Below are 12,255 nucleotides of genomic sequence, written 5' to 3' on the forward strand. Positions count from 1 at the left end.
GCCTGAACCTAAGAACGCGGGGCGGTGGCGTCAAGATATGGCAGGGCATGGAGTGACTTTGTCACGATATCGTTGGGAAGCACCATTAGATCAGCTTTGGCCGTCCACAGGATCGCCGTTTCGATCCGCCGGTCGGGGTAGATTTGCTGCAGCATATGCGCGTAGGCCCCCATCTGACGCAGCAACCCATCTGGGCAGGCCTCGGGGCTGGTCGGCACCACGCGGTTGGTCTTGAAATCCACGGCGAGGATATGATCCTCGGCGATTACCAGACGGTCGATGGTGCCGTGCAACCGCTGATCGCCCAGACTGCCGGTAACAGGCACTTCGGCAAATGTCGTCTCGTCAAAAAGCGCGGCGAGGGCGGGCGTGTTGAGCACGGCTCCAGCCTCATCCTGTGCGCGTTGAATGACGTCGTCGGCATGGTGACGCCGCAGCCGGTTGAGGAAAATATCCCGTGCGTCAGCGTTCATCAGCGGAAGATGTTCGAGCAGTTCATGCACCAAAGTGCCGTAGCTTAACGCCGTTTCCATATCGAACCCCGCTTCGCCCGCCAGTGCTTTGGCACCCCCCAGATCAGAGGGGGACAGGGTTTTAATCTCACTTTTTGGTGCGGGCGCTGCGCGGATAAAAACAGGGTCTAATACAGGCATTGTGACGGTTTCAGGAAGGGTTTCTACCACCTCAAGCGCGTCCCAATCCCCTTGCTGATACCGCAGCGTGCCATCCTCTGACAGCTGTTCTGCCTGCAATCGTGTCAGGGCCGCTTCGGTGATCTGATACCAAGAGGAGCCGTCTTTCGATAACTCACCCGCAGCAGCCACGATCAGCCATTTTTCGGCGCGGGTCATGGCGACGTAAAGCAGGCGCAAACGTTCTTGCAGTTCCGCCCCTTTCATTTCATCCAGCCGGACGCGCATGGGCTCTGGCATGTCCTCCGCGGCGGCCTTCCACAGTGGCGTGCCGTTAAGGGTGATAATGTCGTCTTTGACATTCACATCGCGCCGCCCGGTGTCGGGTAGGATCACAATAGGCGCTTCCAGCCCTTTGGCGCCATGCACCGTCATCACTCTGATCTGGTTCGACGCGCTGTCGATTTGACGTTTGATCTCCAGATCATCGGTCTGCATCCACTGCAGGAAACCGGTCAGACTTGGCACCGAGCCGCGCTCATAGGCAAGCGCTTGGCTCAGCATCGCGTTGATCCCGTCTTCGGCTTCCGGCCCCAACCGCGCGAGCAGTTTACGTCGACCATCGTGCCGCGTCAGAATACGTTCAATCAGGTCATAGGGCCGCAGATAATCTACCTGCGCCCGCAGGTCGCGCAGCACGGCAAGGGTCGGGGCATGTTGCTCGGTCAGCTTGCGCAGCGCTTGCCAAAGGTGATCCTCTTTGCGGTAATGCGCAACGGTAAAAAGATCCTGCTCAGACCAGCCAAAAAGCGGCGATTTCAGCGCGGTGGCGAGTGATAAATCATCGTCAGGCGTCGCCAAGAAGGACAGGATCGCCGCCAGATCTCGTACTGCCAGTTCCGCGCCGACCTTCAGGCGGTCGGCCCCAGCAATGGGCAATTCTGCCGCCTTACAAGCGCGGATGATCTCGGAAAACAGGGCCGAGCGACGTTGGACAAGGATCAGAAAATCGCCCGGCTGAATCCGCCGCCGGGCGAGGGTGCCTTGGCTATCGTCGGGAAGGTAATGGGGCTCTGTGGTCAGCTCTTTGATGCGCCGCGCGATACGTTCTGCCAATTGCACCGTGTGATGGCGCGCACTGCGGCGGTCAACAGGGTCGGTCCAGTCACCTTCCTCATCAGGGCCCGCTTTTTCGATAAACGGCCAAAGATCAACGCGCCCCGGCAAAAGGTCTTTGAAGGCTTTATGGCCTTCGTCATTTGCGAAACCGCTCTGGATATCGGGGTCAAAAACGCCATCAACCGCTTGCAAAATGGCCGAAGAAGAACGGAAGGAATAGGCTAGGCTGCGACGCTGGAAGAACTGGCCGGCCTCACCGATTTTTTGTTCAAAGGTCACGCCTTTGCGGTCCAACTCTTCAGGGTCCGCGCCTTGAAAGGAATAGATCGACTGTTTCTTGTCACCGACAACGAACAGGGTGCGGTCCACGTCATTCCGAGCGCCCGCACCGCTGTAAAATTCGTCCGTCAGCCGCTCAATCACGTCCCATTGTCGGGGCGAGGTGTCTTGGGCTTCGTCCACAAGGATGTGATCGATGCCACCATCGATCCGGTACAGCACCCATGCCGCTACGGCTTTGTCGGTTAACAAAGCGCGGGCTTTCAGGATCAGATCGTCGAAGTCGAGCCAGCCGCGCTTTTGCTTTTCATTCGCATAGCGATCAAGGAAACGGCTGGCGAACCGGTGCAATACATAGGATTTGCGCGCCGCCTTTAGCGCCAGCCGCGCAGCGCGCGCGTCTTCGACACGTTGCATCAGCTGTTCGAGCTGGGGCATCTGTTCGGCAATGACCTTTTGCGTCGGCTTGGTCGGGAAACTGCCGATTTTGGCGGTATAGGGGGCCTTGGCACCGCTGCCGGTGAGCAAGATTTTTTCGAGCATTGGCAGAGCCGAGAGATCGTAGCTCTCAATCTCTTGCAAGGCCGCCCCGGCCTTCCCGTCATTTCCGCCTTTAGCGAGCAAATGTGGAATGATCTCCGCCATCATTGCCGCTTCGCTGCCCAGAAACACCGACCCGGCGATCTTGTCCTCCGTCAGGTCTGCGGGTTGGTCAAAAAGCGCCAGTATTTCGGGCCACGAGCGGGTCTCGGCAAAGGCATCGCGCTGGCCAACTATGCTGCGGGTGAGGCTGGCGAAATCCTCGCCGGTATAGTGCCGCGCAAGGTCCGCGACGAGCGGCGCGTCTTCGTTTTCGGCCATTTCATCAATAATCTCGGCCCGTAGCAGATCAGCCGCGCGGTCTTCGATTTCGGTGAACTGCGGGCTGACCTGTGCCTCTAGCGGGAAACGGCGCAACAAGGCGGCACAGAAAGAGTGGATGGTCTGAATTTTTAGCCCGCCCGGCGTTTCAATCGCGCGGGCAAAGAGGGTGCGCGCATTACGTAGTTGTTCAGGCGCCAACTCACCCGCGACGCCAAGATCGGCCAAGGCATTGCGCAGGGCATCGTCTTTCAACATCGCCCATTCGCCGAGACGTTTGAACAGGCGGTTCTGCATCTCAGACGCGGCGGCTTTGGTGTAGGTCAGGCACAGGATATGCTGCGGCTCGACGTCATCCAAGAGCAGCCGCGCCACGCGGTCGGTCAGCACGCGGGTCTTGCCAGAGCCTGCATTCGCGGTCAGCCATGTGGAGGCATCGGGCCGCGCAGCGTCGATTTGGGCGCGGGTGGCATCGTTGAAATCACGCATCATTCCAGATCCTCCGGCTTGACCGCCGTGGTGCCATCCCATTCCCCGAAACGGGCCAGTTGGTCGTAGTTTCCTGCGAAAGCATCTGTCTGCACCATGCGCCGGGCAGTGAAGCCTTGGCCTTCGTCAAGGTAGCGCGACAATAGCGCGTGCAGCCCGGCCAATACTTCCTGAGGGGTTTCTTCATCCAATGGGGCGGCCACTTCGACAGGTTTGGAGCCTAGCCCGATAAAAGCCGCATGGGCCACATGGGCCACCCCCACTTCGGGGAAACCGCCGCGTTCGACCATGGCCGCTTCGATCAGCAGTTGTTTGTCAAACAGCCGCTGTTCCTTTTTGCCCGGCGGGGTGCCGGTTTTGTAGTCATAGATCAGCACATCGCCGTTGTCGGTCTGGTCGATCCGATCTGCGAAACCGCTGAGGGTAAATCCAAGGTCCGCGAAGGTGTGGCTGCCGCGCGCGCCTTGCTCAAAGGCGACGGGGCTGGAGAAGGCCGCACGGATGCGTTCGCGGGAAATGAACCAGTCCGCGATCCGGTCTATCCGTGCTAGCCACATGGCGCGGGCAGCGGGCCAAGGCGCTTCTTCTTCCAACACCTGCGCGGCAACATCCATCAAGATTTCGCGGGTCAGCCGCGCCGGATCGCGGGCCACGAGCTTGACGAAATTCTCCATAATCCGGTGCAACACGATACCGCGCACCGGCGCGTCGGGTGATTGTACCAGAGGATTGATCGCGCGCAGTTTCAGGCTGTGTTTGGCATAGATGGCATAGGGGTCGCGGATCAGGGTCTTGATCTCGGTGACGGACAGTTTGCGCGGGCGGGCCGCACGCGGGGGGCGGGGGGACGGACGCGTGGCCGGGGGGGTGCGGTCCACCGCCTCTAGCGCGCGGACCTGATCCAACCACCGCACACCGCGTTGCTGCATGGCTTTCCACGCTTCCGGTCCGCCGGTTTCGGCCAATCCGCCCAGCAGGTTGCCCAGTCGGTTCAGCCAGCGCGACGGGACCATCTCTGCCTCGTCCGACCGGATGGCACGGGTGATCCAGACCTCTGGGCTGGCGATGGCTTGTTGATAATCATGCGCCGAAAGCCCGATGCGCCGTTCAGGCAGCAGCAACCCTGCTTTCTCGCGCATTTGACGGTTCAGCCAAGGGTCGGGTGGTGGTGCTTCGGGCCATGTCCCTTCGTTCAGGCCGCCAAGGATGACCAGATCGGCGCCCTGAACCCGCGCCTCCATCGTGCCCCAGATCATAATGTCAGGGTGCGGCGTATCGGCCTCACGCACCTCTTCTTGGGACAGCAATGCGCCCAATAGATCGGCGTAATCCGACGGATTCATCGCGCCACCATGCACAGCATGTTCGGTCAGATTGGCCATGACGCCCTCTGCCGCGATGCCCGCGCCCTGCTGCCAAAGCAGGTGTTCGGGATCGGCGGTTTGCCCGGCAGCGATCTTCTCGGCCAGCGCCAAATGTGCGGCCACGCAATCGGGCAGGGGCCGTTCGCCGGGGGTGTCATGGCCCGGAAAAGTCTCGCTTACCCAAGTGATCCAGTTCTGAAAGCCGCTAGGGTCTTCCATACGTTTGGCCGCCCGCTCTGCTATTTCAGAAAGTCCGTCGGCGTCTGGATAGGGTAGGCCATGACGGCGAATTTCGGCCTCAAGGCGCTGGGTGTAAAGCTGGTGAAAGTTCCGCCCAGTGCCGCTATGGGTCAGCGGGTGTTTCAACAAGGTCAGCAGCGCTTCGGCATCCAGTTTGCGCACGAAAAGCGCTGCAACATGGCGCAGGAACCGCCCCGGAGGCGACAGTTGCAAAGGCATCCCGGCGCTATCGTCTGGCAGGATGTTCCACCGGTCAAGCGCGGCGGTCACCTGACGGGTGAGCATCCGGTCGGGCGTAATCAGCGCCGCCTTTACGCCGTCCTCCGCAGCTTGGCGCAGACGCAGCGCGATGGCGAGCGCTTCGACCCGGGGCGTTGGCGCTTCGATCAGCGTAATATCAGCCGTGGCGCCCTCAAGGTCCTCCAGTTTTGGCCCTTCGTTGAGCCACGCATGGGTCACCGGGGCAGGGCGCAGGGACAACGACAGCAGCTTGTTCCGCGCGGCAGATACGGGAGGCATCTCGCACCATGGCATGATAGCACCCCGTGGGACATCAAGCATGTTCATCAGTTTGCGGAACCGGTATTGCGGGTGATCTTCAGCCAGAAGCGCCTGATCCAGCTCGTTCCAAACGGCGGTAGGCATCTCGAAGTCGAAACCCGGCAGAATGATCGCCCCCTGCGGCAGGCGGGCCACGGCTTCCATCAGCAGCGCCGTTGTCCCACGCGAGCCGGTGGACCCTGCAAGGATCACCGGATGTTGCGGCGGGTTGTCTTGCCAGCGGGCGATGATCCGCGCAACCAACTGCCGCCGCCGCGCCTCGGCATCAGGGCGCGTGGTGGTTTGGCCAAGGTAGTCATGGGCGATGGCAAGGAAGCGCTGCGCGCGCTCCCAATGCGCCGACAGGTTGCCGACATCCAGCCCGGCCACGGTCTCGGGCGAAACACCTTCGCCCTGCATTTCGTCGATCAGCCCAGCAAGACTGTCTGACAGGGCATAAAGCGAGGCGCGTGGTGCGAGGTCGGGTGCGGCATCGAGCAGACGCGAAACAAGTTGGATCAACTCCAGCCGCCGCTGCAACGGCGGCGTGGGTGCGGGCAGCGCGATGCCGGGGGCCAGAGCGTCAAGGTCGGTAATCAACCGAATCCGCGGCAGGAAACCCGCGGGGCCAGTATCAAAATCATGGCGCAGGCGGCGCGCCATCCGGTTGGTGTTCACCAGTAGTTCAACCCGGGCCATCGCTTCGGGCGGGCTGTCCTCCAACCGATCGCAAAGCCCCCGCACCAAGCCGCGTGGGAAGTCGACGCCGGGGGCAAGACCAAAGACGCGGGGCGTGTCTTGCGGCTCAAACATCGGCACCTGCCAAGAGGCTCTCGGCCAAGGCGATGCCGCCGGGATGACCGACGTCGCACCAGCGTCCGGGGTAAGGTAGGCCGAACAGCCCTTCGCGTTGCAGCATTATGTCCCACAAGATGTTAAGCGAAAAACGATCTGCGTCGATCTCCGTCAGCAGGTCGGTTTTGATGATTTGCACACCGCCATAAACATTCCCCGGACCGCGGGTCAGCCGCCCATCCTGCCCAATCGCAAAATCGCCCTTGCCTTCATGACCCAAAGTTTGGCTCAACGGTACGGTCATCAAAAGCGCGTCCATTCGGTTTGGCTCCCAAGCGTCACGCAGCAGTGTTAGCGGGTTTGGGCCGGCCCAGATTGCGTCGCTGTTCATGGTGAATACAGGCCCACCCCCAAGCAGCGGCAAGGCATTGCGCAGTCCGCCGCCGGTATCCAAAATGTCGGGCGTCTCTAGGATCGTCGCAACACCCAGTGGCCGCAGATGCGCGTCAAGCTGCTCGGGGAGGTAGTGCAGGTTCGCGACGATTTTGCGCGGCGCGATGTCCTGCGCCAGCTTTAGCGCATGGTCAATCAACGGACGGCCGGCCAAGGGCACCATCGGCTTTGGTTGGGTCTGGGTCAGATGTTTCATACGCGTGCCGAAACCGGCCGCGAACATCATTATGGCGTCGGGTTGGTCGCGCATTGGCTCTTCAGATGCTCCAGAAATTCGGGGGTCGGGCAAGGCAGGACACCATCGATGCTGCGTGCCACCGGGGCCAGCGCGGGGTGGCGCAGATTATGTTGCAGATAATTCCAGACCCGCGGGATCAGATCGACATAATGTGCCTTTCCATCACGCAGGCACAGGCGGGCGAAAATGCCCAAGATACGGAGATTTCGCTGCGCACCGAGCAGAGCGTAAGCGCTGCGAAAGTTTTCCGCGTCTTGGCCGGTCTGCATCAGGTAATAGTCAACCATATGCGCTTCGATCGCAGGCGACACATCGCGGCGGGCATCTTGCAAGATAGAGACGAGGTCATAGGCCGGATGCCCCACAAGCGCGTCTTGGAAGTCGAGCAAACCGACACGGGCCACGCCCTGACGATCCGGCAGCCACAACAGGTTCTCGGCATGATAGTCGCGCAGGATCACCACGTTCGAAACCGGGTCTAACACCTGCGCCAGCGGATGGAATGCAGCGGCAAAAGCCGCGTACTGCTGTTTTCCATCGGGCGCGTAGAACTCAAACGCCGGAACGGCCATATCCGTAAGCCATTGCGCATCGCAGCGCGGCAGATCGGGGGCGGAGGCACGGTGGAGGTGAACCAACACATCAACTGCCGCGCGGTACAATGGCGCCTCCCGCGTGGGGTCGTCGGCCATCAGGCGGGCGAAAAGATCATCGCCAAGGTCTTCAAGCAAAAGCAGTCCCTGCTCGGGATCGGCATGGTAGATGGCTGGCGCACTTAGGCCAATCGATGTGAGATGAGCCGCGACCGCAAGGAACGGGCGCACGTCTTCACCTCGTTCCGGGGGCGCATCCATTAAAATGGCGCTCTGTCCATCCGCCCGATGCAGCCGATCATAGCGCCGGTTTGACGCATCTCCGGCCAATACTTTGCGGGAGGCATCCGCCCAGCCTGCGTCTTGAAGGAAGCTTTGAATGAGGTGGCTACGTTGGGTCATGCGATCCGCCACGCCTTCAATCTATCCCCCCATTCGGCCCCTTCCCACTGTGCCACAAGTTGACGGCTTTGGTCATCGGGTCCGGGTGAGAGATCAATATGCAGCGCCTGCGCCGGCGTAAGTGGCCCCAGACGGTCCGGCCATTCAACAAGACAGATCGCGTCATGGAAAGCGTCCACAAGACCAAGTTCTTCGATCTCATGTGTCGATGTCAGGCGGTACAGATCCGCGTGCCAGATCGCGCTAGTTTGTCCCTCATAGGTTTGGACGAGGGTGAAGGTCGGGGAGGGAATGTCTTCGGGCTCGGCCAAAAGATTTTGGATCAAGGAGCGGGCGAAATGTGTCTTGCCAGCACCGACATCGCCGGAGAGTAAAATTACATCGCCCGGCCGAAGTAAATCGGCCAATGCGCGGGCGCGATTGGCGGTGTCTTCGGGACTGGTGAGCGTAACAGATAGGGTTTCGGCGGCCATGCCCCATGCTTAGCGTTCCCATGAGCAGCCGCAAGATCAAAGCGGTCGTCTTCCCTGTCACTCGGAGGGTTGGCGTTGATCTGTTTCGTTGCGTAATCCTGACGCTCCGCGATGCGCATTAGCATCAGACATCACGCGAAACCGCACCAAGGTGGCACCCGAAGCGATTGCTGAGATTTCGCAGCGCAGCGGCGTGCTGTTCTGAGGATGAACTGTCATGCTCCAGCCGCCACGGTCCCCCCGCCCTGAAACAAATTCGGCAATCTCGGTCCAGTGCGGGTTGGGCGCTGAATTTTTGCGCCAGACATCAATCGCGTCCGATATGGTGATAGCCGCAAAGCTGTTTTCCGGGTCTTGTTGCCAAAGCTCACGGTAGGCTGCATTGCTAAAAGTCAGCACGCCAGCGGCGGAAAAGACGGCGAAACTGTCTTCTAACTTGTCCAGCAAGCTCTGGCTCACCTCCAACTCCGCGCGGAAATTTCTGGTCAAGGTCACTTCGGCGGTGATGTCTTCGATCAGAAACGCAGTGGCCCCATCCGGATGAGGGCGTCCCATGACGCTATAGGTCTGGCCAGTCTCGAGGGTCCAAGTCTCCTGATAGCGCCCATCGGTTGCTGCCGCGATCACCTCCGCTATTTCCTGCCGCCAGTTCAGGTAGTTCTTAGGCTCCGGCATATGACGATTTTCGCGGAGCTGGTCGAAAAAGGACACCATTGTCGGGCGTGCGCTGAGAAAGGGCGCGGGCAGGGCGGTCAGATCAACGAGGGCGGGATTGAACAGAGCCAACTGACCATTGCGGTCAAAAATTGCGAGACCGATTGAGAGATGTGCAAAGGTCTTGGCGAGGGTTTGCACAAAGTTGCGCTGCGCGTCCTCTGCCGCAACCACAGCATCGATACAGGTGGCATGATATATCTGAACCCCGTCGATCGATGTGGTGGTCAGGGCATACCAATTTGGCCGCTCTTGCCTGTCGCCTTGCAAGCAGACGCGGTTAGGGTGCTCCGGCTCCGGCGTGCTAAACAGCGCGGCGCCGCTTGCGTTTGGGCTGTGCTGCGCACTGCGTTTGAGTGTTGCATAGGCGCGGTTATGCCAGATGATTTGACCACTGACGTTGGTTTGCCAAGCCGGGTTGGGGCTGCAGTCGCTGGCGCGGCGCAGGGCGGCAAACTGTTCATCCGCCTCCCGCGCAACATCAGGGCGGGTTCGCGCAATCGGCATGTGCAACCAGCAAAGCGCATCGCGCCAGCTGATCCGCACTTCGCCCGGACTGTCGCCATCTTCGGCCCGCAGGGTCAGGCTGCCGGGATGACCTGCACGTGGCAGCGTGGGGAAATCAGGGAAACGCGGCAGCAACGCGCCGCGAATATCCTCCCACTCATGATGGCCGGGCGCGAGGGCGAAGCGGGTCAGCGCCATGTCTGAGCCATGTAGCAGATGACCGTCCTCAAACAGCAGACTCATGCTACCGTCGTCTTGGGCGAGCATCGGGGTGGCTGAAGTAGGTATGCGGAGCAACCAAAGCGCCGCCGCAGCACTACAGCAGATCGTGATTAGCAGTATGAAGACGTCTTGCAATGCCATTTCGGAAGATCCTTTCGGCAAATGCACCCGCCCTATGCTGCCGCCAATAAGTTAACAAATGGTTAACGCGCCAAAGGTGGCCCTTTTTTATCAAGCAGTTTGCGGCTGGTTTTCTGAAGCCATCGCATCCTCAGCGCCAAGATCAAGCAACCGTCGCGGCCAGACAACTTCTACCACCGCGCCACTGCCCGCCGGGGGCAGCCCGCGCAGCCAACCGCTGTCTGACCCATTGGCAAAACGCAGCCGCCCGCCGCCACGCTCAAGAAAGGTTTTTGCGATGAACAACCCTAGCCCCATGCCTTCATAGGCAGGGCGGGCAGACGCGTCGGACGGGCTGCTGCGACGACGCAAAAAGGGATCGCCAATGCGCCCCAAATCTTGCGGCGGAAACCCCGGCCCATCGTCGATAATCCGAACCGAAATGTTATCTGCTGTCCATTCGGTCTCAATCCAAACGGTGGTTTCCGCGAAATCCACAGCGTTTTGGACAAGGTTGCGAAGCCCATAGATAATTTCCGGTCGGCGCGGGATTGTAGGCGGGCGGCCATGGCCGACAAGCATCGGGTTGTCCGAGAATATAACCGATTTGCCCCGGCACAAATGCGGCTCGGCGGCCTCTTTTATCACCGCAGTAAGGGGCGCGCGTTGCATATGTGGATCGTCTTTTCGCGAGCGGCCCATATCGCGCAGGATGTCTCTGCAACGATCCGCCTGATCGCTGATCAGCGCGGCGTCGTCAGCGAGGTCAGGGCGGTCTTCCAACTCGCCCAGCAACTCAGTGCTGGCCAGTTTGATGGTGGCCAAAGGCGTGCCGAGTTCATGCGCAGCGGCGGCGACCACGCCGCTGAGGTCTGACAGTTTCTGCTCTCGCGCCAATACCATTTGTGTTGCAGAAAGCGCGTCGGCCATCGAATGCACTTCGGATGTGATGCGGCGGGAATATGCGCTGGTGAAAACAATCGCGATCAAAAGCGCGATCCATTGGCCAAAGACAAAGATACGCGGCAATTCAAGCGCGTCGCCCGATTCCGTGACCAGCGGCAGATGCCACAGCGCAAGCACAGAAGCAGCAACGATCGCCGTCGCGCCAAGCACCAATGTGGAGCGCAGACTAAGCGCCGTGGCAGAGATCGTCACCGGTGCCAGCAGCAGCAAGGCGAAGGGATTGTGCAGCCCGCCGGTCAGCCCCAAGAGTGCCGTGAGCTGCAGCAGATCAAAGAGCACCATGGCGAGGTTCTCTTTTTCAGTCAGACGTTTGTTCTGCGGAAAGACAAACCCGGCTACGAGGTTGCCTACCACCGACGCCCCGATCACGAGGTAACAAAGCCCGAACGCCAGTTGCAGCCCGAACATCCATTGCGCGATGGTTACAGCGGCCAACTGCCCCATGATAGCGAACCAGCGCAGCAAGATCATCGTGCGCAGTCTGATCCAACTGGCGCGGGTACGTCCGCTTAGGGGTCGTATGTCTGGCTGCGTCATCTTTACCCCTTCACGTCTTTGCGTCTTGCATCGCCTGCAATCTAGCGTAGGTCTGCCGCGAAACACGATCAAGAGCGCCCATTGGCGCAGGAGGCTGACATGAAACGGATGGTCGCATTTGGCGCTGTTGGCGTAGCAGCAGTATTTCTCGCAGGCACGGCCTTTATGGTCCTGCAGGGGGAGGACGACGCCTATGCCTCCTGCCGCTCAAGCCAAGTGGCGGGCGGGGATATCGGCGGGCCGTTTGAGTTGGTGAACAGCGCCGGCGAGACCGTGACTGATACAGATGTCATCAAAGAGCCTGCTTTGGTGTATTTCGGCTATACCTTCTGCCCCGACGTCTGCCCGCTGGACGTGGACCGTAACGCCGCGGCGACGGAAATCTTGGAAGAGCGTGGCCAGAGCATCACCCCGGTTTTCATCACTGTGGACCCTGCGCGGGATACGCCAAAGGTCGTGGGCGAGTTTGCCGAAGCCATGCACCCACGGATGGTGGGCCTGACCGGCTCGCCTGAGCAAGTGAAGGCCGCGAGCCAAGCTTACCGCACCTATTACAAAGCGCATCCGCCGCAGGATGGCGAATACCTTGTTGATCATTCCACCTTTAGCTATCTGGTGATGCCCGGCGAAGGCGTGGTCGATTTCTTCCGCCGCGAAGTTCGGCCCGAGGAGATGGCAGACAAAATTGGCTGCTTCCTCGACCAACGGTAA

General features: G+C 60.3%; 8 protein-coding genes. 1 reads left to right on the plus strand and 7 read right to left on the minus strand.

Going from position 1 to position 12,255, the window contains the following annotated elements; genetic code table 11:
* Positions 1-8: 8 nt before the first annotated feature.
* The 7 genes from addA to regB all read right to left on the minus strand — a co-directional run bounded on the left by addA (position 9) and on the right by regB (position 11,544).
* Positions 9-3,383, minus strand: a complete 3,375-nt coding sequence (addA, locus tag HTT03_RS16795) for a double-strand break repair helicase AddA (protein WP_174860932.1) — start codon at positions 3,381-3,383, stop codon at positions 9-11.
* Positions 3,380-6,337: a double-strand break repair protein AddB gene (gene addB / locus HTT03_RS16800; protein WP_174860933.1), complete on the minus strand. Its 2,958-nt coding sequence runs from the start codon at positions 6,335-6,337 to the stop codon at positions 3,380-3,382. Before addB ends, addA begins: the two co-directional genes overlap by 4 nt.
* On the minus strand, positions 6,330-7,022 hold the full coding sequence (locus HTT03_RS16805) for a nucleotidyltransferase family protein (protein ID WP_174860934.1): 693 nt from the start codon (positions 7,020-7,022) through the stop codon (positions 6,330-6,332). The genes addB and HTT03_RS16805 overlap by 8 nt, the downstream gene beginning before the upstream one ends.
* A complete protein-coding gene (locus HTT03_RS16810) occupies positions 6,998-8,005 on the minus strand; it encodes an aminoglycoside phosphotransferase family protein (RefSeq protein WP_174860935.1) in 1,008 nt (335 codons plus the stop codon). Before HTT03_RS16810 ends, HTT03_RS16805 begins: the two co-directional genes overlap by 25 nt.
* On the minus strand, positions 8,002-8,478 hold the full coding sequence (gene tsaE / locus HTT03_RS16815; protein ID WP_174860936.1) for a tRNA (adenosine(37)-N6)-threonylcarbamoyltransferase complex ATPase subunit type 1 TsaE: 477 nt from the start codon (positions 8,476-8,478) through the stop codon (positions 8,002-8,004). The genes HTT03_RS16810 and tsaE overlap by 4 nt, the downstream gene beginning before the upstream one ends.
* A 57-nt stretch (positions 8,479-8,535) precedes the next feature.
* Positions 8,536-10,062 (minus strand): PAS-domain containing protein, encoded by a 1,527-nt coding sequence (locus tag HTT03_RS16820; protein WP_174860937.1) that lies wholly within the window; start codon positions 10,060-10,062, stop codon positions 8,536-8,538.
* 90 nt (positions 10,063-10,152) lie between these two features.
* Positions 10,153-11,544: a sensor histidine kinase RegB gene (regB, locus tag HTT03_RS16825; protein WP_174860938.1), complete on the minus strand. Its 1,392-nt coding sequence runs from the start codon at positions 11,542-11,544 to the stop codon at positions 10,153-10,155.
* A gap of 99 nt (positions 11,545-11,643) precedes the next feature.
* Between regB and HTT03_RS16830 the strand changes: the two genes are divergently transcribed.
* Complete coding sequence (locus HTT03_RS16830; RefSeq protein ID WP_174860939.1) at positions 11,644-12,255, plus strand: SCO family protein; 612 nt, start codon at positions 11,644-11,646, stop codon at positions 12,253-12,255.

The sequence above is a fragment of the Sulfitobacter maritimus genome (genome assembly GCF_013346665.1).
Lineage (GTDB): Bacteria > Pseudomonadota > Alphaproteobacteria > Rhodobacterales > Rhodobacteraceae > Sulfitobacter > Sulfitobacter maritimus.